This is a genomic window from Sphingomonas corticis, from assembly GCF_012035195.1.
GTDB classification, from domain to species: domain Bacteria; phylum Pseudomonadota; class Alphaproteobacteria; order Sphingomonadales; family Sphingomonadaceae; genus Sphingomonas; species Sphingomonas corticis.
Genome location: NZ_JAAVJH010000012.1, coordinates 36,726 through 63,723, shown reverse-complemented (window position 1 = coordinate 63,723; position 26,998 = coordinate 36,726). Strand labels below are relative to the sequence as shown.

Here is a 26,998-nt window from a genome sequence, read left to right as displayed (position 1 = left end):
GTCGGTGCTCTCAGGGGCCGGTCCTCGTGATTCCGGCCGATCTGATGAGCCGGGCCGTGCGCGCGTGCAGCCTCACCGTGCCCCCGACCAGGGCGCCCGGATGGTGGAACCCCACCCCGTCCGACGCTCCGTGCCGGGAGCGGGCCTTCGCCTTCGCGCGCCGCTGCGGCAAGGCGGTGCTCGGCGTCCAGTCCGCCATTCTGGACGGCTTCCTGGCTGGAGAGGTGAGCGGAGGCGGCGGTCACCTCGCCTGGACGGTCTTCCTCAACCATCCGGAGGAGACCGCCGACGAGATCGTCGACCGCCTCCTGTGCTCCGCGTCGGAGTTCGCCGACGGTCGCGAGCTGCGCTGGGCGTGCAAGAACCTCAAGCGGCTGCATCGCCTTGAGCCGATCCCCGAGGAGATCATCGAAGCCTACGCCCGCCTGCCCGACGCCTTCGAGGGGGACACCCACGAGAGCGAGATCAATGCCGTGATGCTCTGCTCGCGGCCCGAAGCGTTCAGGGTGGGTCGGTCCGTGGCCCAGCTCCGCAGCGGCGTGGCGCGGACCCGCCGGCTCCCGCCGATCGAGGGAGATGTGCGGAAGGCGCTGATCTCGGGGTTGGCCCCCGACGTCCCGGAACTCGTGGGCACCTGCCTCGAGCGGCAGGTCGGACTGCACCTTCCGGCACCCACGCCGGAGTATGCCGCTCGTCTCCTCTCCATCGAGACGGGCTACCGCAGCTTCGCGATCGCCAGCTGTTGCGACGCGCTGGCGAACGCCTTTCTCGTCAAGGAGAACGAGATTTCGCTGGCGCACTGCAGGATGGCGATCGTGCTGGCGGGCGCAAAGATGGGAGACCATCGCGAAATCCGCCGCCGGATCAAGGCTTATCTGAGCGGTCGCATCCTCAGGCTCGTGCCGCCGTGGTGCCGGATCTACGACGTCTACGAGTGGGTCGCCTCTGAGAGGCGGGCGCGTCTCTGGGCGGAGGAAAGGTCCACGCCGGTCCAGCTCAGGGAGTGGCTGGAGGAGAACATGCCGGAGGTGCCGCGCGATCGCGGCTTCATGAAGATGCTGGAGCGGCACCACGACCGTCTGCGGGACGGCGCGACCGCCAGGCGTCGCGTCAGCGCCGACTACATCGCCGACAATTTCGACAGCATGCTCGCCGAGATGGAGGGCGTCGCGGAGGATTGCGGCACCATCTACCGAGCCGCCAGAGATACGCACGCCGTCGCCAGCCACGAGGACCTCGACGAGATCCGAATCTCCATACCGCTGCCCGTCCGGAAGGTGCCGGCCGACGTCGGCCAGGAGTTCCTCCTCGACGTCCGGTCAGTACGCGTACGAACGCAGCTGGAACGGGTGGAGCAGGCCATTCCGAAGGAGCTGTGGCGCAGTGAAGACGACTTCCTGGCCTCGGCATTGACCGGAACAAGACGCGGCTCCGACGTCCTTCATCACGAGAGGGTGCTGGTGATCGGCCGATGCGAACTGCGTTCAGCCATCGCCGCGAACCCGTCGCTCGCGTTCCTGGAGCCCTATCTCGTCGGCGCGACTCTCCGCCCGCGATACCTCTCCGATGAACTCCTGGCGGAGCGGCGCGCGTACCTGGCGGCGACGGGGCTGCCGCCCCCGCACCTTGCGGCGCCAAATGTGCTCACCGGCGACTCGTCGGAGCATCGCCGCCTGATGGCGTTGTCCCTCGTCCATACGGACGAGGTCATCATCCCGGCCGCGGCGTTGTATCGTGGCGTCGCGATGGGACGCCTCGCGTTTCGCACCATCTGCCTCGCCCATGTCAGGATCACCACCGCCCGGCAGATCATCCACGACCCCGTGCGGGGGTGGGTCACGCTGAACGACATGCCCGCCTTCCTCGCCGTGCCGAAGCTCCCGCACAAGCTGCGGATGCTGCCGCGCAGGGACAAGCTGCGGGCCTTCCCGCTCGACGGGCTGACGATGAAGGCCTTCCAGGAGCTCGTCGCGCTGACCATCGAACTCGACGGCGGAGATCCGGAACACCCTCGGAGGCTCAGGATCGTGCCCAACGCCTGCTCCTCGCCCCTGCCTAGTGACTGCGGGCCCGACCGCTACGTGTTCCAGGTCGCGGGGCGTCTTCAGGACATCTCCCAGGTCCAATACACGCTGTCGTTCCCCTTCCGACGGCGCATCAAGCCTCATGATGCGCGCGCCGGGTCGGCGACGAAGCGGTTCGACGAGGGCGACACGCTCGAGAACATCGGGACCGCGATGGGCACCGGCATGCGGCGGATCGGTCCGTACGTCACACGCGGCAAGGGTGCCAAGCGGCCCGGCAACGGCAGGCGGTGGATCGACGCGCGCGACGCGATCGCCGGCCTCGGCAATCCGAAGGGCCGCCGCTGATGCCCCGAAGGAGGATCTTGCTCGAAGAGGTCGAGCCGCCTCCCGGACCCGCGGGTCTCGACGTGAGGCGCTTTCGGCTGCGGCCCCACCTTCACGATCTGACCGCCACGCCCGCGCAACGCAGGGAGGCGTGGGCCTCGTTCCGGAGCGTCAGGATCGCCGTGGGCGTGCTGGCCTACTACTCGCTCAAGGTGAATTCCCGGTCCGTGGAGCGCATGACGGAACTGCTCGAGGGGAAGGTCGAGCACGTCATCCGGGTCTCGGGCAAGACCGTGCTCGAGAACGAGATGTGTCGCTGCGTGGTGGACGCGTTCTCGACCACCGTCCAGCCGCGCAGGTCGGCGCGGCGCTCGAAGTTCGCCATTCCGCGAAGCTGGTTGAAGCTGTCGCGGCTCCAGACCCGCGAGATCGCCGCGGAGTACAAGGAGAAGTACGAGCGCGCGGAACGCGGCAGGCTCGAGGCGATCAGGATGCTCCGCGACCGTTCGTCCGCCTCGGATCCGCTGACCGAGAAGCTGGCGCGGCTCGCTGCGATGGCGGCATCGCTTGGCCCTGACGCCGGCATGCCGGAGCAGGGGTAGGTCTGTCGGGGCAAGTGGCGCTGCGCCGACGATGGTCGTGGTTCTCGTGCGGGCCTGCCGATCAGGTGGTCTTCCGGCATATCGGGTTCATCAGCCGTGTGGCTGCCCATGCCGTTGTCTCGGGAGCCTAGGTGGATCCTGGCCACGAGGATCCCGGGAGCACGCTCGCTTCTGGCGGGCCACGTTGCGCTCCCCGCGGAATCAGACCCCCGCGTTCGCCTGTTGAAGGGCGAGACCTCTGGCCAGGATGTTTCTGGCCGCGTTCCAGTCGCGGTCGATGACGAGGCCGCAGGCGGGGCACGCGTGCGTCCGCTCAGCGAGCGGTTGGGCACCCGGACGCAGCAGTTCGAACAGTTCTGCGACGTGTGTCTCGGATCGACCTTCACGAGCCGACCCCCGGATCTCTCCGCCTTGTAGGTCTGGAAGCCGTCGTGTCAGGCTGAACTTCACTGCCCGAGCCGCTGTCGAATTGTTTACGTCTTGCATCGAAGGTTCGGCGCAGCTCAGGGGGACATGCCTATGCCTTTCGGAACGGTCGTGAAAAGTGCGGTCCAGCATGGCGGTCCGAGCGCCAGGACCGTGCGAGGTAAGCACATGGAATTTTTGTGCGATGGCTGGGCCTTCCGAAATCCCGGCGTCGCAACCCCCATCGTCCACGATGGTTCGAGGTTCCTGCGGGTGCGGCCGTCCAAGCCGGAAACCAACCATCGAGCGATCTACGACGCGATCGACCGGGCGCTCGGGCACGCCATCAAGCGTCGAGCCTCCGCGGTCAGCATCGAGATCGTGTCCAGCTTGGTTTATGAGCAGATCACGGCGACCGGCCACTGCCGATTGTTGAGGGCGAGACGCGACAAGGTGCGCAAGAGCTCGTCGCGTGTCGGAACGGTGACCTGGAGGCTGGTGAAGCCCCCGTTCACAACAGGATCGTCGACCTACGCGTCGACGCGGGAGCTTCGTCGGAAGGCGCCGAGGCGCACGAGTTCCTGGCCGCTCCACGTGGGGTGACCGTGCGCGCTGCGGTCTGGCTGAAGACCATTCCCGGGTGGGCCGCGCCGGGTAATCTGCTGCCTTGCCGACCGGCAGTCGGCCCGTCTCTAGTGCAGCGGAAGGAAACGCACCCCCAGCTCAAGGACGCCGGGATCGAGCACCGGGAGCGCGACCGTCTCGGTCCATACACCCCGTCCGGATGCGGTGGCCTCCTCGTGGTCGAGCGAGCATGCCATGTCCAGCAGGATCTGTTCCAACTCCAGCGGGCGCTGATCGACGCTGAAGGAGGCGAACCACTCCCGCCCGTCGTTGAGGTTGGTCACGCGGACGTGGCGGAAGTCGCCGGGAATGGTGACCCCGTGAAGCCGCGCGACCAGATCGTCATAGTCCAGGCCTTCAAGGCCGCAGAGCTTCAGTGCGAAAGCCTCCAGTTCGGCCTTGTCGTGGGGGCCGACGAGTTCCGCCGTCGTCGCGACCAGTTCGTCGCAGGCGTCGAGGCACTGCTCGACCAGCTTCTTTCCCATGCTGCTTCTCCCATAAGAGCTCTTCGGACGTTCTGGACGACTACCCGACCTGCGGAGCGCGAGAGATCCGGCGCACATCGGCGCGGACGTGACGACGAGAGCGGCTGAAGACATCTCGCGGTTGTGCGCGTCCGGCGTCTTCACGTCCTCTGGGTTGCTGTCCGGCCTCGTCTCGCCGGCACGTCCGGCTCCGAGCTCCAAGGTCACTCTGTTCGGATCGCGGCCTTCTCTATGAGCGCCAGGTCGAGGGCGGCGGCCACCCGCGCCGCACCTGCCGCGTCGATCAGCCCGGCCTCGCTGGCGGCCTGGAGCCTCGTCCTGACGGCCGAGGCTGCGGACTGGCGGCATCGTTCCCGTTCGAGACGGTCCGCCCAGGCGTTCGGTGCCGAGGGCGGAAGAGCCTGCGACGGCCGCCACGATTGAATGCCGCTCCGGCTGGTGAGCACGAAGCGGCCCGGAGCACGACTTGCCGTCAGCAGCGACACGCGGATCGCCCCGTCGGCCGAGCGCTCGGCGGTTGTCAGGGCCTCCTCGCGGGCGGAAGCGGCACTGCCGCGGTGGTCTCGCCATCGGATCGCGCTGCGTCCGCGCTTCTCCTCCAGCCAGTGGAAGCGGTAGAGACGTTCGTCAGTCATGGTCGCACGCTCCGTCAGTGTTGATGCAGAGGCGGTCCGCCCGCGCGGCGACCGCAGGGAGGAGGTGCGCCGGTTCGTCATGGCGCTCGGCCAAGTCGATCGCGGCGCGGCGGTCCCGCTCGATGTGCTCGAATGCTCCTGGATCCTCGACGCGAGGACCGCTCCCGCCATCATCTTCGCCAACGGGGGCATGTTGGCCGCGGGTCTCGTCGTGCTCGCGCAGGATTTCGGCCTCGCGCAGGATGTCGTGCCCGAGACGCTCGTGAGCGTCGCGGCGGCGGAGTGCGACGGCGACCACCGAGGCTTCGCCGAACGGCTGCTCCGCATGCTCGACGACACTGCCTGCTGAGACGAGGGCGCGGAGATCGCCGCCCCGGTGCCTCTCCACAGCTGCACGCCGGCGGGCTGGCATCGGCTCCTTGATCACTTTAGAGCGCCGTCCCGATGCGGGACGAAGAGCAGACTGACGACTCGCGGGATCCGCTCGCGTTGGCGCTCGGCAGGCAGGTGGCGAGATACCGCGAGACCCGCGACTGGCGGATCGTCGACCTCGCCGAGCGTAGCGGCATGAGCGACAAGTACGTGTGGCGCGTGGAGGCGGGGGAGGTCCTGCCCGGCCTGCGCAACCTCGTCCGGCTGGCACAGGCGCTGGGCGTGCCGCTCGCCGTGCTCGTAGACGGCGTCGATGCCACCCCGATCGAGCCGCGCAACCGCTCGTACGTGGCCGAGCGCAAGCCGGGGAGGCCGCCCAAGCCGCGGCCGTGAACGACGTTCGCCTCAGGCATTCTCGTCCTCCAGCCGGACCGGAAGGGCGATGAGGCCGTCGAGCACGGCGAGGCTCGCGAGGACGTCGTCCTCGTTGTACCGCTCGATGCGGCCTCGGATCGCGGGATCGCCGCTTCGCCTGTAGTCGTCGTACCAGGCGATGGAGGCCGCGCCCGACGCGTGTTCGTCGCGCCAGTCGAAGCCCAGGTGGCGCGCGATCGTCTTGATCGACAGGTTGCGCAGCGGCCACTCGGTCTTGGGCATGATGACGTCGAAGAGGAGGTCGACCGCGCGCGCGGGATCGAACAGCGTCTCGATCTCCTCGGGCGAGCAGACGTCGGGGTGGCGGCGCTGGAGCGCGCGGTAGGACGAGCGCTCGTACTTGCTGTAGTAGTAGATCATCGCCGAGGGATCGGCGGAGAGGAACTCGAGCGCCTGCGCGAAGGCGTGGCGCTCGTCGTCCTCGGTCTCGGCGAAGAAGCGGACGTACTCGGAGGTCTGGACGCCGTCGCGCCGCCGCACGTCGAGCACGCCGTGGAGGTAGACGAGGCCGTCGCGGCTGGGATCGGCCTCGATGTCGAAGTGGAGTTCGCGCGGCGCTCGGGCCAGTCCGAGGGGCTCGCGCGCGTAGGCGGCTCCGCCTTCGACCACCAGCCGCGCGCGGGCCTGGAACCTGGCGAGGCGCTCGGCGCCGAGGCCCGGCACGCTCGTCCGCCCCCGCGGTCGGACGAGCGGCCGGGGGTCGAGCGTCGCCAATGCCGCCACGGTGGGTGCGTGCGGCGCCAGGACGTCGCGCACGCTGCGCCCGATCCCGGCCAGCAGGGTGAGGTCGTCGGCATCCTCCAGTTCGCGCCCGCAGACCGTGTGCCAGCAGCACATCTTGCAAGTGGCGGACATGGCGCCGAGCGCCTCGTGCCGACCATCGCGGATGGCGCGGGCCTTGGCGGCCAGCGCGGCGGCGGCGTCGGCGATGCTGGTCCCCGCCCTGCCCCGCCGCATCCTGAGATCGTAGAGGGTGTCGTCGCCGTCGCGTCCGATGACCAGCGCGGTGTCGCCGCGGCCGGCGTTCAGACCTTCGAGCATGATCGCGTAGTGCGCGACCTGAGCCGCGTACTCGCGCCTCGGCGTCTCCCCGTCCTGTTCGAAGGCGCCGCCCGTTTTCACGTCTCCCGCGATCCAGTCGTCGCCGGCGCGTCGCAGGACGTCGGGTTCGCCGAGCATGTCGCCATGCTCCAGACGTCCGCCGAGGATGGTCTCGGCGCCGGAGCGGAGCGCCGCCATGGTGGCGGCCATCCTCTCCGGCTTCGGCACCTGGCGCAGGTCGACCACGGTGCCGGGCATGCGGGCGAGCACGGCCTCCTCGTGTTCGCGACCGCCGCGCCAGAGCATCTCCACGAACTCGCCGACGCCGTCGCGTCGGGACGGATCGGAGTGGAGGTCGTGGTGGACCTTGCGCTCGCACTTGACCAGGTCGTGGAGCATGGATCCGGTGATCGCGGGCGTGGCGGGCTCAGTCATCGACGATGCTCCGGTCGCTTCCGCGCCGGACGGGCAGCGTGACGCGATGGACGGTCGACACGCCCGCCATCTCCCGCTCCACGGTTCCGCCGAAGCGCCGCAGGAGGGATGCTACGAGCGAGAGGGCCGGCGAACCACCCGATCCGAACGAGGAGACGCCAGGTTCGGTCAAGGAGCCGCGCGGCCGGTCGCCTCCTTGACCGCCATCGTCGGCCACTGTCAGGACGAGGTCGCCGTCGCGGCGCACGAGGCGGATCTCCAGCCTGCCGCCATCGGCGAGCGGCCGCTCCACGGCGTCCGCGACGAGCTCGTGAACGATCAGGGCGAGAAGCCGGGCTCCCGTCGCCGCGACGCGGACGCTCTCGAGGTCCAGCGAGAGGACGATCCGTCCGTCGCCGCGCCCGCGGACGATCTCGCGGCAGAGCAGGGCGAGCAGCAGCCCGATGTCGCACGGCTCGCTCGAGCAGGACAGCAGTCTGGCGCTCCGGCCGAACCCCTCCATCCGCTCGATCGCCCGGTCGACGAGTCGTTGCGCCGGTCCGTCCGCGCGCGGTCGCGCCAGGCGGAGCGCCGCCAGCGCCGCCGCCGCCTCGCCTTCGGTCCTCCGGAGGTGCTGCTCCATGAACATCGCCTCCAGCCGGCGCGCCGCATGGCCCGCGAAGGTTGGGCGCCATCCGGTCGCATCCGCCATTCCCATCTCCTCGACGCACGAGATAGGATCATTTCAGTGAACTTTAAAGTATTCCCTTGCCGGTTCTTCCCGATGCGGGACTCTCGATGACGATCCGCCGTTGGCCGCGATGCAGCCGGGCGGGCGCCGGAGCGCGCCGGAGCCGCCGCGACGCATCCCGACGTCCCCGTTCCTGCGACTGCTAGGCCGCCCCGGCCCGCTTCCATGCGCGATCGTCGAAGTCGTGCGGCTGCGGCCAGATCCTGCCGGTGGCGCAGTCCGCGAGGGCGATGCCGATGTCCAGCCTGAGCCTGAGCGCCTCGTCGCGGATCTCCTCGGCGTCCTCGATGACGCAGTCGCAGTCGAATGGCAGCTGGGCCACGTCACGGAGCTTGCGTCCGACCAGCGCGCCTTCGACCATCTCGGGCAGTTTGACGCGCTCGAGTTCGAGCACCTCGCGATTGAGGTCGAGGCGGTTGGCGACCTCCGCCTCCGCCCTGATCACGCCGTCCCGCCAGTAGAGCGTCGCGTGGAAGGGCCCGCTCGACGTCTCGAACGAGATGAAGGTGTCGTATTCCTTCGCCAGACGCGACAGGACCGCCGCGGCCCCGCCGGGCGCCGCCGCGGCGATGGCGGCGGCGACGTCGTCTATGCGACCGTCGGCGCCGAGCGAGCGCAGTTCGTCCAGCTCGGCCGAGCGGAGGCGTTGCAACCATGGTATGCGGGTCAGGTCCTCGCCGGCGCGAGGGTGACTCGTCGACACGTAGTCGATCACGGTGCCGGAGCGCAGAGCCTCGTCGACACCCAGATATTCGACGTAGAACGACGGCTTCTCGACGTCGCGTTGGGTGGAGATGTCGATCGACAGTGCGTGTACCTTGAGAGGGGCGTCAGGTCCGCACTCCCTGACGATCCCGGCATCGGCAAGTCGGCGGATCTCCGCGGCCTGCCCGCCGATCTCCACCCGCCGCTTCCAGAAGGCGCGCATGTCCGCGACGATCTGGTCCGCCATCTCGCCGACCTGCTCGGGCAGCACCGAGCAGAACCTGATGGCGCCCATGCCGAGGGTGAAGCACTGGAGCACGGCGCCACCCGCGTCCGGCGACGGCGCGAACTGCAGCGTGTTGCGCTCGTCGACGTCGACGATCTTGCGGGGCGTCGGGAGGCCGAGTCGCCGGCAGGCGAGTTTGCGGGTCTTTCTCTCGATCAGCCGGTGGAGGAGCTGGAGGTTGGGCCCGTGCGCGTCGCGGCGGGTCTCCTCGAGCGCGTGCAGACCGGGTCGTCCGGCGTCCAGGACGTAGGTGCTTCCGTTCAGCGTGACGCTGCCCTTGTGTAAGCTCCTGGCCGAGGTGCCGAAGGGCATCTCGAACTCGCCCTTGCCGGATTGCAGGGCGACGATCAGCTCCACCGCGGTGTCGACCAGGTCCTCGTGCGTCTTCGTCAGGATCTGCCTGGCGTCGACGCCGGCGGCGCGCGCGTCCGCCGCGAGGGCCGCGGCGAGTGCGTCCGGGATCGGCGTGCCGTTGCCGACGTCGCCCGGCGCGAACAGCGTGCGGACGTGGTCCAGGATCTGGGCCGCGTCGAAGTTGCGATGCGTTCCGATGAACATGTCTTCTCCCCTCTTCTGGGCGGTTGCGCCCACTCCCGTTCGAAACGGGCACTGCTGTTCCACCCGCGCGCTGCGGGTCCGAGCGGCGCCTTGCCGCTGGCGACTAGCCGCTTGCGGGAGACAGGATGGTGATCGCGACGACGACTGCGGCGATGCGGGTCGCCGCAGGTACGGAGATGACCGTCAGGAGCAGGCGGCCGAAGTGGGACACGGCTCCGAGAGCGGCCAGGCAGACGACCAGCGCGACCAGGTTGGCCGCGAGCTGCTCCGCTGCGTCGGCGGGTGCTGAGGTGACGCTGGTGCCCACATGCCGTCCTCTGGCAGCACGCCGTTAACGTCGCCCTAGCGGAACGGGCCGCACTCTTGCGGCGCGTGATGTCCGGGCTCTTCGATGAGCGCAAGCTGCCGCACGCAGCAGATGACTTTCTCGCCAGTCGAATCGCACCCCGCCCGCAGCTGCCTGGAGAACCCGACGAGGACTCGCACGTCGACGCGCGGCGACTTGTGCGCCTTTTCGTCGTCGGAGGACGCAGCGACTTGCGCGCATCCCGGCCGCTGATATCCTGATGGCGAGCGTGTTCTGGCTCGTGGCGTACCGGGGGGCAGAGCCATGATCCTAAGGAAGCGCACTCGCGCGAGTCTCACTTTTTTCATGCCGCTGTTGGCGCTGGCGGGTTGCGCCGGTTCCGGACCGGAGGCGACGATCTTCGGGGGTGGTCGCGTGAACCCCGCCGGAGCGAACAGCCTGGTCGCGTTCCGCAGCGAGCCGATCGCCTCCGCCGAATTGGCGGCGGCGATCTGCCCGGTTTCCCCGCCGGCGGCAATTGCCGACCCGGCGGTCGATCCGCTCTCGGCGGCGCTCACCTGCTTCCGCGACGACGCCAAGGCGGATGGCGGCAGGTCCTCCGAGAACCTGATTGCGAGGCGGAACGACGTCCAGCATCTGCTGATGCTGCGTTCGGATCAGAACTGCGGCATCTGGGCGACCTACCTCGCCCGTGCCGGAGCCATCAACCGGGGAACGTTCAACGTCCTGAGCGTGCTCGCAGGTGGCGCTGGCGCCCTGCTTTCCGGCGACGCGTCGCGGATCTTCTCGGCCGGGTCCGGCATCGCGAGCGGCACCGGCGCGGCGATCGACGGCGCACTGCTTCATGGGCTCACCGAGGGGCTGATCATGCCCCGCGTGCGCGCGGTGCGCGACACCATACGCGACGAAGTCGACGCACACGCGGAGGACGATCTGATCGTCTACCCCGTCACGCGCGCCATCGCCGACGCGCTGCGCTACCACGCCGCCTGCAACATCAGTTCCGCCTTCGATGCGCAGACGCCTGGCCTCACCTACGCCGCGCAGCTGGCCGCGGTGACGGAGGCGGTGACGACCGGCAACCAGCTCAACCTGGCGCTGGGTCGCGGGCTGCCGCCCACGCGGGAGGGCGACCTCAAGAAGGGCGCCGTCTTCATGCTCGCCGACCGCCGCTTGGTGCGGGTGGACGATCTGCCCGCGGGAAAGGTCGACTATTCCGACCCGCTCGATGGCGGTGCGGCCGGGGTAAAGGCGGTGCCGCTTTCGGACTTCAAGAAGCTGCTGCTCGGCAGCTCGCTGGTGAAGTCCGGGAGCTGAGGCGTGGCGGAACGCCGCGCGTGGAGTTTCGGTGGACACGAACTTTCTGGGAGAGAGCGGGATGAAACGGCTGGCGCTGTTCCTTGACGGCACCTGGAACACGGTGGAGAGCCAGACGAACGTCGTCCGTCTGCACGACGCCGTCGCCACGCGCGACGGTGCGATCGAGCAATGCCGCTACTACGATCGGGGCGTCGGGACGGCGATGTTCGAGCGGCTGCGAGGCGGCATGCTGGGCTACGGCCTTTCGCGCGACGTGGTGGACGCCTACAGCTGGCTGCTGAAGCGCTACGAGGACGGCGACGAGATCTACATCGTCGGTTTCAGCCGCGGGGCGTACACGGCGCGCAGCCTGGCCGGGATGATCGCGCGCTGCGGGCTCCTCCGCCCCGGGGCAAGGCTCACGCCGAAGGAGCTCTTCAAGCGCTATCAGCGTTCCGACGTGCGGCCGATCCACGAGCTGGATTACGCCGCGGCGACGGGCGGGGAACTGAAGAACGAGGAGCGCGAGTTGCTGGGGCAGTCGCGTCGCGTCCCGATCAGGATGATCGCGGTGTGGGACACCGTAGGGGCGCTCGGCATTCCGTTCGGCGACATCCCCGGCCTGAGCCGTCGCAGGTTCCAGTTCCACAACACGCGACTGAGCACCATCTTCGAACATGCGTACCATGCGCTGGCGATCGATGAGCATCGCCAAGCGTTCCAGCCTACCCTCTGGACCCGGTTCACGCCGAAGATACCGGACCCGCCGCCTGCGGCCGGCGCCGCGCCACCTCGGACGGTGGAGCAGCGCTGGTTCGCAGGCGCGCACGCGGACGTCGGCGGCGGGAACGCGACGTCGCTGCCGTCGATCTCGCTGAGGTGGCTGGCCGAGAAGGCGCATGCGGCGGGGCTGAAGCTCAACAGCCCGATTTCAATGCCGATGAACGCGATCGACGGCGAGATCACGGACTCCTTCGGCCAGTTCATGTTCGGGCTCTACAAGCTCGCCAAGCGCGGCATCCCGTTCGAACGCACGATCCAGGCGGCGGCGGTCGAGAAGGACAGGGGCTGGGTCGACACGGTTTCGGAGACGATAGACGCCAGCGTCTTCGATCGCTGGCGCCGATACGATGCGTACCGGCCACCCGCGCTGAGCCGATGGGCGCGCGATATGGGGATCGATCCGGAAAAGATTAGTACCGCCGTCTCGGCAGTCGATGGAAGGCCGCTGAACTGATCGGCGGGCCGTTCACTCTCCGAAAGAGACGATCCGAGAACCCGTTGGCGATCTTTACTTGCCTGGTGCTTTGTGATCAAATGCGGTTCGGTCTGTGAGACTTGCTGGGGCAAGGGTCCGGCACTCCGTTGCGTAGCTTACATCATGTGGCACAGGGGAGCGGCTCGTGGCAGGCAAGCGCACCGCGGTCGTGCTGGTTCATGGCATGGGCGAACAGCGGCCGATGGAGACTCTCTGGAGCTTCGTCGACGCCGTCTGGACGCACGATCCCAATGTCGTGGCGCTCGACCGCAGGGAGGTGTGGTCGCATCCGAGTCCGGTGCCGGGCAACTACGAACTTCGTCGGGTGACGACCCGCGGGGGGCTGAACGGCAAGCGCGTCGACTTCTACGAGTTCTACTGGGCGCACCTGATGGCGGGCAACACCGTGGCGCAGCTGCGGCGTTGGCTCGTCGGCCTGCTGGTGCGGCGGCCGAGTTCGGTGCCCGCTCGGCTCAAGGGCGTTTGGGTCGGCGGAACCGCGTTTCTGGTCATGACGGCGCTGCTGCTGCTTGGGGCTGCCTTCGCGCCGCAGCTGGTGGAATGGTTCGGCTCGGAACGGACGTCCGACCCCCGCCGTGGCGGAGGTCTGCGACTGCTCCTCGCAGGGTGCGCGGCGGTGACGTTCGTCGCCACCATGCTGCTGAACGGGGTGCTGGTGCCCGTCGCCGGGGACGCAGCGCGGTACTTCAGTCCGGTTCCCGAGAATGTCGAGGCGCGTCAGAAGATCCGCGAGGCGGGCGTCGATCTTCTGGAGCGGCTGACCCGATCGGGCTTCGTCGACCGGATCGTTCTCGTTGCCCATAGTCTCGGCACGACGATCGCCTACGACGTGCTGACCCATGCGTGGGGCAAGGTCAGTCACGATGCCTGGCGCAAGGCTCATGACGACGACGCCGTTGCGACCGCGCTGGCTGCGCTGCAGACCGCGAGCCGGGCACTCTACAAGAAGCGCCACACCGCCGAGGAGATCGCGACGTACCGCGACTGCCAACGGGCCTATTCGGCAGCGTTGAGCGACGCGGACGCGCCATGGCTGGTGAGCGACTTCGTCTCTCTCGGTTCGCCGCTCAGCAAGGGCGACGTGCTGATGAGCCGGGACGCGGACGCGTTCGAGCTGCGCAAGGCGCGGCGCGAGTTTCCGACCTGCCCGCCCGTCAGCGAGGGCGCGGTGGGCGAGTTCACCTTCGATCCCGATCACGGCGGGCGACGCATCCCGCATCACGCCGCACCGTTCGCACCGACGGTATGGACCAACATCGCCTTCGAGCACAGGCTGCTCTTCCTGGGCGACGTGGTCGCGGGACCCGTGCGAGCACTCTTCGGATCGGGCATCCGGGACATCGTCCTCCCGGCGGGGAGCAGGTTTCGCCACCTCGACTACTGGAAGGGCTCCAGCGCCGACGTCGCCGGAGCCGTGCCCGCGGCACTCGCCGCGTTGCGGCGGGCGCTCAACCTGCGCGGAGAGAGCGAACGTGCCGTATGGGGGAATGCGGGCGGCAGGATCGGCGCGGCCGACCTCGCAGCGCCTGGCATGCCGCCGCAAGCGCCGATGCAGCCGGACGGCGCCTCGGGAGCCGCGATGGGTAGGGCTCCGGACGCCCTCGCCTCCGATCCGGCGTCGCCGTCCCCCGCGCGGGTGCGGCCATGACCCTGGTTCCGAGCCCGGAAGTCCCCACGCCCGCGACGCGTCAGCTTCAGGTCTACGCGTTCGATCCGCAGGCATCCGTCCACCTCGCCACGGCGACGATCAACCATGCGGTGATCTCGCTGCCCTGGGAGACCCCGTGGGAGGACCCGTTGGGCAAGGGGCCGACGAACGACTATCTCGAAGTGGTCGATTACGATCCCGCTTGCGACCTGTTCTACGCGCCCGTCGACCTGAACGCCCCCCACGTCCTCGCGCAGAACGGCCTGCCCCCATCCGAGGGTCGGCCCCAGTTCCATCAGCAGATGGTGTTCGCGGTGGCGATGCGCACCATCCGCATCTTCGAACGTGCATTGGGACGGACGGTGCTCTGGGCGCGCGACGCGTCGCCCGAGGAGTCCGATCGTCGCAACGAGAACGGCGTTCCGAGGGACTTCGTCAAGCGGCTGAGGATCTATCCGCATGCGCTCCGCGAGGCGAACGCCTACTACAGCCCCGAGAAGACGGCGCTGCTGTTCGGCTACTTCAAGACGGGCGTGCGGCCCGATGCGGAGGACAGCAGCTGGGTGTTCACCTGCCTGTCGCAGGACATCATCGCCCACGAGACCGCCCATGCCATCCTGCATGGCATGCATCGGCGCTCGATCGAGGCGACCAACATCGATGCGCTCGCATTTCACGAGGCGTTCGCCGACATCGTCGCGTTGTTCCAGCGCTTCACCATGACCGACGTCGTCGAACACCAGATCGCCGCGACGCGTGGCGAACTGCGGACGGAGCAGAGCCTGCTCACGGGACTGGCGCGCCAGTTCGGACAGGCTCTGGGCCGAAGCGGCGCGCTGCGGTACGCGCTTGACCTCCTGAAACCGCTGCCGGGTGGGAAAAAGCACCCGCCGCTCTCCGAGGCGTTGGAGCCGCACGAGCGCGGCGCCTATCTGGTCGCCGCCGTGTTCGACGCGTTCGTGATGATCTACGAGCGCCGCACCGCCGATCTCCTTCGACTGGTGCTGGGGCAGTCGCGTCCCGACGGACGCGAGCTGCCGATCGACCTCGTTCGCCGGCTTGCCTCGGAGGCGGGCAAGGCCGCGGACCACGTCCTGCGCATGTGCGTGCGCGCTCTCGACTACCTTCCGCCCGTTGACGTGCACTTCGGGGAGTACCTGCGCGCGATCATCACCGCGGATGCCGATCTCGTCCCCGACGACCGCTTGGGGTATCGCGTCGCCATTGCCGAGGCGTTCCGCAAGCGCGGCATCTCCGTGCCCGGCTGCATCTCGATGGCGCCCGACAGCTTGATGTGGGAGACGCCCGACAAGGATTGTGACGGGCTCGAATACGACAAGCTGTTCGCTTCGCTGCTGCCGACCATCCGGCAGGGAGTCAACTTCGACGCGCCGAACTCCGGCAGCGAGGTGGATGGCAAGCCGCCCAACTACCGCGAGGAGTCGATCCGCGTCATCGTGCAGAATCAGCACGCGATCTGGACCTGGCTGGTTGAGCCGTCGGAGGATGACGAGAAGTGGGAGGGATTGCTCGGCGTCCGCCTCACCCGCGGCGACCTGAAGACCATTCCGATCTCACCGAAGGGCAAGCCCGCCGTGGAGGTTCATTCCGCTCGCATCGCGCGCCGCGCCGGCCCTAGCGGTGAGGAGCTGGTGCAGCTGATCGTGCAGATCGTCCAGCGCCGCCATGGGTACATGAATTCGAAGAAGCAGCGCGCGGCAGACGAGAAGGGCACGCGCATCAAGCCGGATTTCACCTTTCGCGGAGGCTGCACGCTGCACATCGATCTTCGCGATGGCAGGCTCAGGCGGGTGATCCGCAAGAGGATCGACGACGACGGTCGACTCGAGAGGCAGCGCCGCTTCCGATCGGACGACGACGGCGGGCTGGCGACCGCGCAGAGGACCGACCCGCGTCGCCGCGAACCGTTCGCGTTCATGCACGGGAGTTGAGCGATGGCCCACCCGACCGTCCACGTGCGGATGTATCAGCGGCTGCTCGGCGACTGCTTCCTGCTCACGATCGGCGCCGAGGACGCCGATGCCCCCGTCCATGTGCTGATCGACTGCGGCATCCTCAACGGCGTCGAGGGAGGCGGCGCCGTCATGGAGGAGGTGACGGACGACATCATCGCCACCACCAAAGGCAAACTCGACCTGGTGGTCGTGACGCACGAGCACGCGGATCACATCTCCGGCTTCCGTCGGCTGCTCAAGGATCGGCGGCTGAGGATCGAGCGACTGTGGCTGGCGTGGACCGAGGACGACCAGGACGGCCAGGCGAACGCCCTCCGCACCGACCTTGCGGCCCGACGACGCGCCGTGCGGGAGGCGGCGAAGGCGGCGCGCGAAGGCGCCCGCGAGGCGAGCGGCGACGCCACGATGGAGAACCCGTTCGCGCTGACGCCCGGCGGCGCGACGCGTGGCCTGGAAGCGTTCCTGGACGACGAGGAGAGCGAGGGATCGAGTGGCGGGTCGCTCGGCGTCGCCGGCAGGAAGCCGAGGCCGCCCTTGCTCGCCACCCTGAAGAAGTTCGTGGGGCGTGCGTCCACCGACTTCCTTGAACCGGGCGATACGGTGCCGCTGCCAGGGTCGTCGGGGATCGTCGCGCACGTCCTCGGACCGCCCCGCGACGAGGGACTGCTGTTCAAGGACCTTCCGAGCGCGGGGAGCGATAAGGAGACTTACCTCACGGCGACGCGCGTGCTCAATGCCGAATGGATGGTCCGACTGGCGGCCGGAGCGCCAGATGGAGGTCGAACGCCCAGGATGGAGGAAGCCAGCCCGTTCTCTCCGCAGCATCGGAGACTGACGAGGCGCGGCATCGAAGACGGCAGCCTCGGCGGTGAAGACGCGGAATGGGTGCGAAGTCACTACTTCTCCTCCTGCGATCCGCGCCCCTTCCGCTACCTCCCGGCCCATTTGGCGGCGAGGACCGACGTGGCCTGCGACACGGGCTGGCGGCAGGAATTCCGTCGCATAGACGGGGTTTGGCTCTCCGCCGTCGGACCGCTGGCGCTCAAGCTCGACAGCGACACCAACAACACCAGCCTGGTGCTCGCGCTCGAGATGCCCGATGGCTGCGTGCTGCTTTTCGCCGCCGACGCCCAGGTCGGGAATTGGGAGTCCTGGCACAGGCAGCGGTACGGCCGCGGACGCGCCACCGCCGCCGATCTCCTGGAGCGCACCATCCTCTACAAGGTCGGCCACCATGGCAGTCACAACGCGACGCTGACGGAGAAAGGGCTCGCGCTCATGACGCACAAGCGGCTGGTCGCGATGATCCCCACGGTCGAGACGGTCGCGCTCGAGCGGGGCAGCAAGGGCTGGAAGATGCCCTACGCCCCGCTCCTCGCCGAACTGCTCAAGCGGACGGAGGGGCGACTGCTGCGGGGCGACGCGAAACCGGGCTGCGACGTCGGTGGCGCGTCCTTGACGCGCGATGCCGAGTTCCGGGCGCGCGTGAGGGTGGAGAAGTCGGCGCGTGCCGGCGCCGACGGGCCGCAGCTCTACGTCGAGTACCGAGCCTGGCCGATCTGAACTCGTGGATTGGCGTCGTCGAGGTCGAACCCCTCCCAGTCGGGCCGGCGTCCCACCTCCTCGTGCTCTCGGGTCTGAAAGTGGCCCTCCTCAGTGACGCCGGTCGTCGCCGACGAGCTGCTTCAGGCGCGACCAGATCTCGCGCATGCGTTCGACGCCAGCCGCATCCCCTTTTCGCTCCAGTTCCGCCGCGCGCACGGCAACCCATTCGAGCGCACGGTCGCCGTGGGCGCGCTCCAGGTGGAGGGCCTCGGCCCAGCGCTCCTCGTCCTGGTTCAACTTCGATCGCCTTCGGGTCCAGACGCCAGGCCGTTCGGGTCCGATCGGCTTAGGTGGTTTCGATGATCGACGGGCGGGGCGGGCGCAAGGGCCTGCCGGGGCTCGGGCGTGCGTCGGGGAGCGATGGGAGCATGATGCACGCGGGAGACGAGGGCACCGGCCGTGATCGGACGATCAGTCGAGCACTTGCCGAACGACGTTCCACGCGGTCTGCCTTCTGCGTGGGTGAGCCGGCACGGATGATCTGAACCATGGTCCACGGAACGGGCGAGACGTCGTGGCTTCACTCCGCAGGCGATCGGGGGCGCATTCCATCGCCGGAGGGTGGCAGACGTGGCGAGGTCATTCACGGAGGCGGAGTTGTGGGCACAGGCTCTCGCCATCGAGGAACTGCTCGGCGACCGGGCGCTCGAATGGCTCGGCCGGACCGCAGTCGAGCTCCATGCGGCCGGAGATGCGAGGGGCGTGCGGTGGATGCGCGACATGCATGTGCGGGTCGAGCTGCTGTCCGCCGCGAGGAGGAGGACGTGATCGTCCGCACGCGGGACATGGTACATGCTGTTCTGACGCGTTGCGGCGGGATCGACCTGAGTGGCGCATGTCATGTGGGGTTTGTAGTGCCGGAGGAGGAGGGAGAGCGGATGACGTCTGGTCGGATCGAGGCGGTGATGCGAAGCCGCGGTGCGTCGCCGCGCGCGCTGCGCCTGCTTCCTTTCACGCGACCGTCGTCGTCCGCATCGGCCGTGAAGCCGCGCGAAGCCCTCGGCTGCGGCGACGCGGGATCGGCGGAATGGCGCGGGCCGTCGTCCTCGACCCTCGGTCGCGCCACGCCCTCTTCGCTGGCCTGCCTGTGAGAACCCTGCTGTCGGCGGCGGCGCTGGACCGCCTCGCGGGTCGAGCGGATCGGCTGGCCGGTCTGGACCTCCTCATCCTGGATCATGGCGGGGTGGTGCGCGATCCTCTCGGCGGAGTCGTAGACGACCCGGACCCGGAGATCTGCTGGCTGAGTCTGGACGTCTACGAGGCGGGACTGCTCCCCGTCATGCTGGGCGTCCTGATGGACGGCCGCAGCGGAAGGTGGGCGCAGTCGTTCAGTGCCGGCTTGGACAGCCCCGTGTTCCGCAGGCTCATGGAGAAGGGATATCGTCTGACGCGTAGCGACGCGCAGGCGCCCGCGATCGCCGACTACGTCATGGCGCAGGTCATGGCGCTGCTGCACCCGTTCTCGGAGCAGGCGGACGCACGTGCCGAGCGGGAGTGGCGCCGCGTTCCGTTCCGCGAGGTCGGCGAGACGCGCTGGCTGGTCGTCGGCCTGGGAGCGATCGGCGGCGCGCTGGCGTCCCGGCTCAGGCCGTTCGGAGCCCAAGTCACGGCTGCGCGGAGGACGCCCGGCCCGGATCCCCGTGTGGACGCGGTGACGTCGCCGGACCGCATCTCGGCGGTCCTGCCGGAGACGGACGTGGTCGTCCTCGCCTGTCCGCTGAGCGATCGGACCCGCGGATTGGCGGACGACGCCTTCTTCCAGGCCATGCGACCGGGCGCGATCCTGGTCAACGTGGCGCGCGGTGGCGTGGTGGACGAGGACGCGCTGCGGCGTGGGCTAGGGCGCGGGCAGCCGGCATGGGCCGTGCTGGATGTCGTCTCGGAGGAGCCGCTCCCTGCCGATTCGTGGATCTGGTCGCATCCGCGCGTCCGCCTCACCGCCCACACCTCCGCGGCGGGCGGAGGCGTGCAGCGCCGTGGCGACGCGCTGTTCCTGGACAATCTGGCCCGCTTCCTCGCGGGCGAGCCTCTGCGGAACGAGGCGGACCCGGCGGAGGTCGGCCTCTGAGAAGAGAGCGCGCGGGCGGAGCACCGTCGGCGTCCTTCCACCCTCTCTGGCGCTTCGATCCCGGCGGTCGCCACGGGCTCACGTTCCGCTTACTTCCGCGCTCGTTGCTGGTCCGATCCGGGACGCGGGAACAGGCGTCGACATCCCCCCGCGCGCGGGGAACGACATCCATCGGCTGATTTCCAGGAGTTCACGTGACAGGATACCTTCCCCTGACGGCCTCGGGTCCGGGACGCTACGCGATGCTGGTCGAGCCCGAACACTGCGTCGGCCCGGAGCGGCAGCCCTTCCTGTTCGGAGGCGTCGGACTTGGCACCGCGGTCACGGCGGCCGAGGCGCATTGCGAACGCCCGGCCCGCTGGATCACGGCGCAGTTCCTGTCGGCCGCGCGGCCAGGCGACTTGCTGGAGGTGGTGGTCGATCCGTCGCGCGCAGGCCGCGCGGCCACCCAGGTGATGGTGTCCGGAAGCGTCGGAGGTAAGCCGGTGTATCGCGCGATGGCGGCCCTCGGGTCCGGGCGCTGGGAGGGTTCGAACAGCTGGAGCGCCCCACCCCGTGTCCCTGGACCGGAAGGCCTGGAGCGCACCACCCACTGGCGCGGCGATCGTGGCGTGCACGCAGGTATCGAGGTTCGCGTGGTCAGGGGTGGGTACGGCGCGAGGCGACCGGGCGAACATGAGCCTGATGGTCGGCTGATCCTCTGGGCCCGGCCGCGAGCGGGAGCCATAGACCCCGCCTTCTTGGCGGTGCTCGCGGACTTCGTGCCGGCGGGTCTGGGCAGCGCCTTGGGGATGCACGTGGGCGGGACCAGCTTGGACAACACGCTCCGCGTCGTGGACGTCGCATCGACGGACTGGGTGCTCGTGGACGTCGGCGTGGAGGCGCTCGGGTCCGGCATCGCCCACGGCTCGGTGCGGCTCTACGATCGAGGTGGCGCGCCGCTGGCCATCGGCAGCCAGACCATGGTCGTCCGCACGCGCGAGGCCTAGCCGGGGCATCGAGGCAGGGCACGCGCCGGGCGATCGCATCGCCCGCTGGATTGCGAGCGGCGAAGCTCACGTGGTCCGAGCGCCGACGAGGCCGTGTAGCAAGCGGTCTCGACGCCTCGCGGCGGGAGAGTGATTCTAGTCACACCCGCCATGGCGGACGCGTTCGACAGACGTGCGCTGAAGCGTTCTCAGGCGGCCTCCGAGGTGCGAGGTCCGGACCTCGACATAGCGCCGACCTGTCGGGTTCCGCGTGCCTCCGCCGTTTGACAAAGCGGTGCGAGCGCCGGATACGTGCATTATGCACGTGGAGTTCGCATGACCGAGAATGATCCGATAGACGTTCTGATCTGTGGCGCCGGCGCCGCGGGTCTCACGCTGGCGCTGGACCTCGCGCGGCGCGGCGTGTCGTTCCGGCTGATCGAGAAGAGCGGGACGCCCTTCGTCGGCTCCCGCGGAAAGGGGATCCAGCCCCGCACGCAGGAGGTGTTCGAGGACCTTGGGATCCTGGACGCCATCGCCGCGATGGGCAGTCCGTATCCGCCGCATCGCAACCATCGGCAGGACGGCGGGTACGAGGAGGTGCAGGACGTCGTCATCGAGGCTCCGACGGCGCAGGAGCCGTACCGTTCGATGCTGCTTGTGCCCCAGTTCGTGACGGAGGGCGTGATGCGATCGCGCCTTGCGGGTCTGGGCGCGGCTCCGGAGTTCGGGCACGAACTCGTCGCGTTCGAGGAGCACGGCGACGGCGTCACGGCTTCTGTCGAGAGTCCGAAGGGTCGGCACCGGCAGCGTTGCCGCTACCTCGTCGGTGCGGACGGCGGCCGCTCGTTCGTCCGGAGCGCTCTGGGCGTCGACTTCCCGGGACAGACCTTGGGGGTTCGCGCCATCGTGGCCGATCTCGAGCTCGACGGTCTCGCGCGGGATGCCTGGCACTGGTTCAATCGGGGCGAAATGGCGCAGCAGATCTCCTTCTGTCCGTTGCCCAGGTCCGGCCTGTTCCAGCTGCAGGCGCCGATCCGGGCCGAGGGCGAGCCGGACCTGTCGGTCGCCGGGCTGCAGGCGTTCGTCGACTCGCGCGTGCCCGCGGGATCGGTGTCGGTCCGCGCGGTGCCTTGGGCGTCGGCCTACACGATGAACGCGCGCCTGGCGGACCGCTACCGGGCGGGTCGCGTCCTCCTGGTGGGCGATGCCGCGCATGTGCATCCGCCGACCGGCGCGCAGGGTCTCAACACCAGCGTGCAGGACGCGTACAATCTCGGCTGGAAGCTCTCGGCCGTGCTGGCTGGAGCGCCGGAGGCGCTGCTGGACACCTACGAGGAGGAGCGGCGGCCGATCGCGGCGGGGATGCTGGGCCTTGCGAGCGAGATGCTGGACCGTGCGCGCAGGGGCAATCTCAGGCGCGACCGGGAGGTGGCTCAGCTCGATCTCGACTACGCGTGGTCGTCCCTGTCGCTGCCGATCGACGATGATGGTCGGCTCCACGCTGGCGCGCGTGCGCCGGACGTGCGTCTTCGCGGCGCGGGTGGGCAGCCCCGACGTCTGTTCGATCTGACGCGAGGCACGCACTGGACCTGGATCGTCCATGGTCGGCCGGTCGCCACGCTGCCGCCCGAACGGCGGGGTCTTCGGGTCCACCACGTCGCCGCTGAAGGCGAGTACGCCGACGAGGATGGCGCGATGGCGACGGTTTACGGCCTCCGCGACGGAGACCACCTGCTCATCCGGCCGGACGGCTACGTGGCGGCGATCGTCGACCGTGACGGGGGCGGGAAGGTTTTTGACCATTTGGCGAGCGCGCTGCCGTCGCGGTGACGTCCCCGCACGGAAGGCTCGCGCGCCGGCACGGGGTTCCGGACGGGAGCGTCGCGCCGACGGCGGATCGTCGGCGTGCCCCGATCGGCGGCGGCGGCTCGCGCCGACGGGGAGCGTTCGGCCGTGGAAGCGCCCTCAGGATGCTTCCGCGTCCGCCAGGAACCGCTCGTACTTGCCGATCATCAGCGCCGTCGCCTCCCGGCCCTTCGCCATCGCCGCGTCGCGGGCGGCGGGGTCGTCGGGGAGCTTGGCGGCATTGCGGCCGAACCAGTCCAGGCGGGCGTTGCCAAGCCACTCGATGAGCCCCGGCTCCTGCGCCCAGCGCATCTGGTTGCGCGTGCTCGCCAGAGTGACGCGGAGGTAGTCGAGCGCGCCGTCCGGGTGCGGCACCGGGCGGCAGATCTCGTTCTTCAGTGCATCGTCGGGATACGCGTGCTCGACGTGCGCTATGAAGGCGGCGCTGAACACCTGTTGGCAGACGCGTACCGATTGCAGCGTGATGAGGTCGTCCTCGAAGACCGGCACCGCTGGGCGGCGTTCGAGTCCGTCGGCCGAGCAGTCGATGTAGAGCGTGTCCTCCTCCATCGGCACGGTGCCTCCGTCGAGCTCGAGCGCGGCGGGCTCGATGCGTCGGACGCGACCCTTGCGGATGATGGCGGTGATGCGCCTGAGGTCGGCGAGTTCGGCCTGCGAGACGGTGGCGCAGCGGTACATCGTCGGGGTGACGCGCTCGTCGATGCGCAGGAGCGTGCCGGCCTCGTTCAGGCGTTGGAAGAGGTCGTCGACGCTCTCCGCGGCGGCGACCGCGGCCATCTGGCGCATGCGGCCCTGCGCGAGACGGTCGGCGAACCTTGCGGCGGGCTGGAACCCCTCTCGGTCGAGCAGCCAGCTGTCGCGCGGCATGACCCAGCTGATGCCGTCGGGCGCCACGCCGTTGCGCAGGAGGAAGAGGCAGGCGTCCATGCCCGTCTTGCCCGCGCCCACGACGCAGAAGCGCGCGGGCCGGCGCGTCAGCCGGACGAGCTCGTTGGGGGTGATGCACGCGACGCCGTGCGCCACCGCGTAGGGAGGCGCGCGCATGGCAGGCACCGTCACGTTCATGTAGGTGGCGTCGACGACCTTCCTGGCCTCCACCTGGTGCGTCTCGCCCGAGATGCGCGAGTGGAAGCGGCCCTCGCCTTCGTGCTCCGCCATCGGGAAGTAGCGCACGCGGCCGGAGGCGAGCAGGTGCTGCTGCATGATCTGCCCGAAGTAGCCGACCACCTCGCCGGACGAGGCGAGCTCGTACAGCCCGGCGTTGGAGCCGGTCGCGTCGATCACGTCGCGGCCGAGCGGGGCGGAGTTCACGCCGTAGAAGGCCGAGGGCTGGTGCAGGCGGACGAAGGGATACGCGACGTTCCAGTGGCCGCCAGGCTGGTGGTGGCGATCGACGATCACCACGGTCGCGTCGGTTTCCGAGACCAGCGTGTCCGCGAACGCCATCCCCATCGCGCCCGCGCCCACCACCAGATAGTCCGCCTTCAGCGTTTCACCCATCGATCACCTCCTTGTCGATCTCGCGTCTTTCGGCGGTCGAACGGCGTACTGGAAGAACCTGATCCCCGGCCTGCGGGCGAGCGCAGGCTCAAGGGGACGACGTTGGCACTCCGTCGCCGAGCGGAGCATAAAGAGGGGCGCGGTCTTAGCGACCGCGCCCCTCCTCCCCCTTAGCTCTACTCTGCGGTTCGCGACTCCCGCTTTCCGCGCCGCGACCTCTTTGGGATCAGGGCCGGGAGCGGGCGGTTCCGGAACCCGCGGTCCTCACTGGAACATGATGACGGAGCGGGCGAGCTCGCCCGTCTTCATTTCGGCGAACCCCTCGTTGACCTGCTCCAGCGCGATGCGGCTCGAGATCAGTTCGTCCAGCTTCAGCTTGCCCGACATGTAGAAGTCGACCAGCCGCGGCATGTCCACGGGGAAGCGGTTGGAGCCCATCATCGAGCCCTGCAGCTTCTTCTCGCCGAGGAAGGCGGCGCCCATGATCGACACCATCTGGCCGACGGGGATCATGCCGACGATGGTGGCGGTGCCGCCGCGCGCCAGCATGCCGAACGCCTGCTCGGCCGTCTTGGCGAGCCCGATCGCCTCGAAGGCGTGGTGGACGCCGCCCCTGGTGAGCTCCTGCACCTGCTTCACGGCGTCGCCCTGGCTGGCGTCGATGAAGTCGGTCGCGCCGAACGCGTGCGCGAGGTTTGATTTCGCCGGCACCATGTCGACGGCGATGATGCGCGCAGCTCCTGCGATGGCGGCGGCGTTGACGATGGCGAGACCCACCCCGCCGCAGCCGACCACCGCCACCGTCTCGCCCGGACGCACCCCCGCGGTGTGCGCGACCGCGCCGTAGCCGGTCATCACGGAGCAGCCGATCAGCGCCGCCCGGTCGAGCGGCATGTCCTTGCGGATGGCGACGCAGGCGTGCTCGTGGACGAGCATCATCTCCGCGAACGACGACAAGTTGAGGAACTGCGGAAGCGGCGCGCCGCCTTGACTGAGCCGCGGCTCCTCGCCCGGTTCACGCTTGGTCTCGGGCGACTGGCAGCGGCTGAGGTGGCCGGTGACGCAGTGCTCGCAGTGGCCGCAGAACGCCGAGAGGCAGGTGATGACGTGGTCGCCCGGTTTCACCGTGCGCACCTCGCTTCCGACCGCCTCGACGACGCCCGCGCTCTCGTGGCCGAGCACGGCCGGCAGCGGATGGGGGTAGTTGCCCTCCATGAAGTGGAGGTCGGAATGGCACAGGCCCGCCGCCGCGGTGCGGATGAGCACCTCGTGGGGGCGGGGATTGGCGATCTGGACGTCCTCGATCTCCAGAGGCGTTCCGACCTGGCGGAGCACGGCTGCCTTCATGTCGATGTCTCTCCTGTGGTGCTGGGGAAGCGCGGTCCGGCGCGTCTAGGGAGCGACCGCCCGAGCCTCGCTGGTGAGGGTCTCGATGACGGCGGCCTCGTCGTATTGGGCGTCCCGCTCGTCGAGCTGGCGGCGGATCTCCGCGTGCCGCTCGGCGGTGAGCCCGTATCCTATCATGCAGAACGCGCCGAGCATCACGAACACGATCGGTCCGGTGAGGAAGACGATCTCGAGATGGCTGATGGCCTCGGGGGTGTTCGTCGCGCCCTCGGTCGCCACGTAGCCGACCCGCGAGAGGACGAAGAAGGTGAGTCCGATCGAGAGGGCCCCCGTGATCTTGTTGGTCATCGTCGTCATGGCGTAGAGCAGCCCCGCCCGCTCGCGGCCGTGGTCGAGCCTGACCTCGTCCGCGATGTCGGCGGTCATCGCCCGGGTGGTGGCGTTGAAGCTCGCCGCCATGAACCCGGCCAGGAACAGCGCGCAGACGAACGCCGGCAGGTTGCCCCTCGGCAGGAGCATGAAGCTGGCGAGGACGAGCGAGTAGACGACGCAGGCGACGATCACGGTTCGGTGCTTGGAGATGCGCACCGCGACGCGGCCCATGACCGGCGCGCCGACGATGCCCGCGAGGATGTAGGTCGCGAGCAGGACGCTCGCCTGCCCGGTCGTGAAGCCGCGACTGTCGGTGAAGAAGAAGAGGTAGATCGCGGCCATCCATCCCGGCCCGAGCGAGAGGCAGAGGTCCGCGAGGATCAGGCGTGCGAAGGATGGTCGGGCCAGCAGCGCGAGGTAGTCGCGCGGACCGAACTTGTGGCCGGCGATCTCCGGCGCGACCCGCTCGGGGGTGCGCCATAGCATCAGGCCGATCGCCAGGGGCGTGGCGACCAGCGCGAACGCGCCCATCGCGGGCACGTTGGTGGAGTCCGGGAGATCGCGCGCGTCGTTCACGATGGAGATCGCGATCACGGCAGCGGCGCCGAGCACGCCGACGGCCGTGACCAGGCCGAACAGCTTCGAGCGCTCGTCGTATCTGGGCGCCAGGGTGGACGCCCAGGCGAGATGCGAGAGCATCATGATCGAGTTGCCGAGGTACATGACGAGGAGCCAGGCGATCAGGTACGTCCGGTCGATGCCCGCCGGCGGCATGAAGACGAAGTAGACCCCGAGCATGAAGAGGGGCGTCCCGATCAGCGTCCACAGCCGGTATCGGCCGAGCCTCGAGCGCGTCCGGTCCATTCCCCAGCCCAGCAGCGCCTCGACCGGGATGTCGATGAAGCGGACGATGAAAAAAGCGGTACCGACCAGGGCCAGGTCGATACCGAGGTGGCTGGCGTAATGGCGGGGAAGATAGACCGCCATCGCCAAGGACACGGCTGCCACTGGAAGGCCCGCAGCCGCGAACGCGAGCGAGGTGAGTGGCGAGAGCGCCTTGGACTGTTGATCGGATCTCGTTGCCACTAGGATACTC

The 26,998-nt window shown here is 69.1% G+C and carries 26 protein-coding genes and 1 pseudogene; 15 read left to right on the top strand and 12 right to left on the bottom strand.

The annotated features are described in order from the left end of the window. Positions 1–44: 44 nt before the first annotated feature. Together HBH26_RS15840 and HBH26_RS20825 are read left to right on the top strand one after the other, a co-directional pair. On the top strand, positions 45–2,372 hold the full coding sequence (locus HBH26_RS15840; protein WP_168135613.1) for a hypothetical protein: 2,328 nt from the start codon (positions 45–47) through the stop codon (positions 2,370–2,372). Between the two features lie 17 nt (positions 2,373–2,389). Then, positions 2,390–2,953 carry a hypothetical protein gene (locus HBH26_RS20825; RefSeq protein ID WP_168135612.1) on the top strand — a complete coding sequence of 188 codons (564 nt, stop codon included), beginning with the start codon at positions 2,390–2,392 and terminating at the stop codon, positions 2,951–2,953. A 201-nt stretch (positions 2,954–3,154) separates the two neighbouring features. Here the strand turns inward: HBH26_RS20825 and HBH26_RS21320 are convergent, their stop codons facing one another. Both HBH26_RS21320 and HBH26_RS21315 read right to left on the bottom strand, forming a co-directional pair. Further along, complete coding sequence (locus HBH26_RS21320; RefSeq protein WP_420824995.1) at positions 3,155–3,295, bottom strand: zinc ribbon domain-containing protein; 141 nt, start codon at positions 3,293–3,295, stop codon at positions 3,155–3,157. Further along, positions 3,292–3,360 (bottom strand): annotated as a pseudogene (locus tag HBH26_RS21315) (zinc ribbon domain-containing protein); the annotation flags it as partial. The pseudogene HBH26_RS21315 and the gene HBH26_RS21320, both read right to left, overlap by 4 nt. 187 nt (positions 3,361–3,547) lie before the next feature. On the opposite strand from HBH26_RS21315, the gene HBH26_RS15825 reads away from it, so the two are divergent. Then, positions 3,548–3,961 carry a hypothetical protein gene (locus HBH26_RS15825; protein WP_168135611.1) on the top strand — a complete coding sequence of 138 codons (414 nt, stop codon included), beginning with the start codon at positions 3,548–3,550 and terminating at the stop codon, positions 3,959–3,961. Between the two features lie 89 nt (positions 3,962–4,050). Here the strand turns inward: HBH26_RS15825 and HBH26_RS15820 are convergent, their stop codons facing one another. Next, a complete protein-coding gene (locus tag HBH26_RS15820) occupies positions 4,051–4,467 on the bottom strand; it encodes a hypothetical protein (RefSeq protein WP_168135610.1) in 417 nt (138 codons plus the stop codon). A gap of 203 nt (positions 4,468–4,670) precedes the next feature. After that, on the bottom strand, positions 4,671–5,102 hold the full coding sequence (locus HBH26_RS15815) for a hypothetical protein (RefSeq protein WP_168135609.1): 432 nt from the start codon (positions 5,100–5,102) through the stop codon (positions 4,671–4,673). On the opposite strand from HBH26_RS15815, the gene HBH26_RS15810 reads away from it, so the two are divergent. Both HBH26_RS15810 and HBH26_RS15805 read left to right on the top strand, forming a co-directional pair. Next, positions 5,101–5,451, top strand: a complete 351-nt coding sequence (locus tag HBH26_RS15810) for a hypothetical protein (RefSeq protein ID WP_168135608.1) — start codon at positions 5,101–5,103, stop codon at positions 5,449–5,451. The two genes, HBH26_RS15815 and HBH26_RS15810, sit on opposite strands and share 2 nt — an antisense overlap. Before the next feature lie 95 nt (positions 5,452–5,546). Further along, positions 5,547–5,867, top strand: coding sequence for a helix-turn-helix domain-containing protein (locus HBH26_RS15805; RefSeq protein ID WP_168135607.1), 321 nt, complete (start codon positions 5,547–5,549; stop codon positions 5,865–5,867). A 12-nt stretch (positions 5,868–5,879) separates the two neighbouring features. On the opposite strand, the gene HBH26_RS15800 is transcribed toward HBH26_RS15805, so the two are convergent. The 4 genes from HBH26_RS15800 to HBH26_RS15785 all read right to left on the bottom strand — a co-directional run bounded on the left by HBH26_RS15800 (position 5,880) and on the right by HBH26_RS15785 (position 9,971). Next, positions 5,880–7,385, bottom strand: a complete 1,506-nt coding sequence (locus tag HBH26_RS15800; protein WP_168135606.1) for a TM0106 family RecB-like putative nuclease — start codon at positions 7,383–7,385, stop codon at positions 5,880–5,882. After that, the gene (locus HBH26_RS15795) at positions 7,378–8,076 is read right to left on the bottom strand and encodes a sensor histidine kinase (RefSeq protein ID WP_168135605.1); all 699 of its coding nucleotides are present in this window, start codon (positions 8,074–8,076) and stop codon (positions 7,378–7,380) included. The genes HBH26_RS15800 and HBH26_RS15795 overlap by 8 nt, the downstream gene beginning before the upstream one ends. Positions 8,077–8,257: 181 nt before the next feature. Next, complete coding sequence (locus HBH26_RS15790) at positions 8,258–9,664, bottom strand: hypothetical protein (RefSeq protein WP_168135604.1); 1,407 nt, start codon at positions 9,662–9,664, stop codon at positions 8,258–8,260. 103 nt (positions 9,665–9,767) lie between these two features. Next, positions 9,768–9,971 carry a hypothetical protein gene (locus tag HBH26_RS15785; protein WP_168135603.1) on the bottom strand — a complete coding sequence of 68 codons (204 nt, stop codon included), beginning with the start codon at positions 9,969–9,971 and terminating at the stop codon, positions 9,768–9,770. A gap of 345 nt (positions 9,972–10,316) precedes the next feature. On the opposite strand from HBH26_RS15785, the gene HBH26_RS15780 reads away from it, so the two are divergent. The 5 genes from HBH26_RS15780 to HBH26_RS15760 all read left to right on the top strand — a co-directional run bounded on the left by HBH26_RS15780 (position 10,317) and on the right by HBH26_RS15760 (position 17,736). Continuing rightward, a complete protein-coding gene (locus tag HBH26_RS15780) occupies positions 10,317–11,288 on the top strand; it encodes a hypothetical protein (protein ID WP_168135602.1) in 972 nt (323 codons plus the stop codon). A gap of 61 nt (positions 11,289–11,349) precedes the next feature. Continuing rightward, complete coding sequence (locus tag HBH26_RS15775) at positions 11,350–12,507, top strand: DUF2235 domain-containing protein (RefSeq protein WP_239024865.1); 1,158 nt, start codon at positions 11,350–11,352, stop codon at positions 12,505–12,507. Positions 12,508–12,673: 166 nt separating this feature from the next. Continuing rightward, a complete protein-coding gene (locus HBH26_RS15770; protein WP_168135600.1) occupies positions 12,674–14,197 on the top strand; it encodes a hypothetical protein in 1,524 nt (507 codons plus the stop codon). A gap of 182 nt (positions 14,198–14,379) precedes the next feature. After that, positions 14,380–16,149, top strand: coding sequence for a gluzincin family metallopeptidase (locus HBH26_RS15765; RefSeq protein WP_168135599.1), 1,770 nt, complete (start codon positions 14,380–14,382; stop codon positions 16,147–16,149). A 3-nt stretch (positions 16,150–16,152) separates the two neighbouring features. After that, on the top strand, positions 16,153–17,736 hold the full coding sequence (locus tag HBH26_RS15760; protein WP_168135598.1) for a ComEC/Rec2 family competence protein: 1,584 nt from the start codon (positions 16,153–16,155) through the stop codon (positions 17,734–17,736). 90 nt (positions 17,737–17,826) lie between these two features. Here the strand turns inward: HBH26_RS15760 and HBH26_RS15755 are convergent, their stop codons facing one another. Beyond that, positions 17,827–18,015 (bottom strand): DUF6961 family protein, encoded by a 189-nt coding sequence (locus HBH26_RS15755; protein ID WP_168135597.1) that lies wholly within the window; start codon positions 18,013–18,015, stop codon positions 17,827–17,829. A 324-nt stretch (positions 18,016–18,339) separates the two neighbouring features. Between HBH26_RS15755 and HBH26_RS15750 the strand changes: the two genes are divergently transcribed. The 5 genes from HBH26_RS15750 to HBH26_RS15730 all read left to right on the top strand — a co-directional run bounded on the left by HBH26_RS15750 (position 18,340) and on the right by HBH26_RS15730 (position 22,647). Beyond that, positions 18,340–18,546 (top strand): hypothetical protein, encoded by a 207-nt coding sequence (locus HBH26_RS15750; protein ID WP_168135596.1) that lies wholly within the window; start codon positions 18,340–18,342, stop codon positions 18,544–18,546. After that, entirely contained in the window at positions 18,543–18,869 is a 327-nt protein-coding gene (locus tag HBH26_RS15745; RefSeq protein ID WP_168135595.1) for a hypothetical protein, read from the top strand. The genes HBH26_RS15750 and HBH26_RS15745 overlap by 4 nt, the downstream gene beginning before the upstream one ends. Continuing rightward, positions 18,806–19,846 carry a D-2-hydroxyacid dehydrogenase gene (locus tag HBH26_RS15740; RefSeq protein ID WP_168135594.1) on the top strand — a complete coding sequence of 347 codons (1,041 nt, stop codon included), beginning with the start codon at positions 18,806–18,808 and terminating at the stop codon, positions 19,844–19,846. The genes HBH26_RS15745 and HBH26_RS15740 overlap by 64 nt, the downstream gene beginning before the upstream one ends. 242 nt (positions 19,847–20,088) lie before the next feature. Then, positions 20,089–20,835: an acyl-CoA thioesterase gene (locus HBH26_RS15735; protein WP_168135593.1), complete on the top strand. Its 747-nt coding sequence runs from the start codon at positions 20,089–20,091 to the stop codon at positions 20,833–20,835. A gap of 315 nt (positions 20,836–21,150) precedes the next feature. Then, positions 21,151–22,647 (top strand): FAD-dependent oxidoreductase, encoded by a 1,497-nt coding sequence (locus HBH26_RS15730; RefSeq protein ID WP_168135592.1) that lies wholly within the window; start codon positions 21,151–21,153, stop codon positions 22,645–22,647. A 135-nt stretch (positions 22,648–22,782) separates the two neighbouring features. On the opposite strand, the gene HBH26_RS15725 is transcribed toward HBH26_RS15730, so the two are convergent. The 3 genes from HBH26_RS15725 to HBH26_RS15715 all read right to left on the bottom strand — a co-directional run bounded on the left by HBH26_RS15725 (position 22,783) and on the right by HBH26_RS15715 (position 26,988). Continuing rightward, positions 22,783–24,183 (bottom strand): NAD(P)-binding protein, encoded by a 1,401-nt coding sequence (locus HBH26_RS15725; RefSeq protein ID WP_168135591.1) that lies wholly within the window; start codon positions 24,181–24,183, stop codon positions 22,783–22,785. A gap of 264 nt (positions 24,184–24,447) precedes the next feature. Further along, positions 24,448–25,530: a Zn-dependent alcohol dehydrogenase gene (locus tag HBH26_RS15720; protein WP_168135590.1), complete on the bottom strand. Its 1,083-nt coding sequence runs from the start codon at positions 25,528–25,530 to the stop codon at positions 24,448–24,450. 45 nt (positions 25,531–25,575) lie between these two features. Further along, positions 25,576–26,988, bottom strand: a complete 1,413-nt coding sequence (locus tag HBH26_RS15715; protein WP_338057431.1) for an MFS transporter — start codon at positions 26,986–26,988, stop codon at positions 25,576–25,578. Positions 26,989–26,998 lie beyond the last annotated feature (10 nt).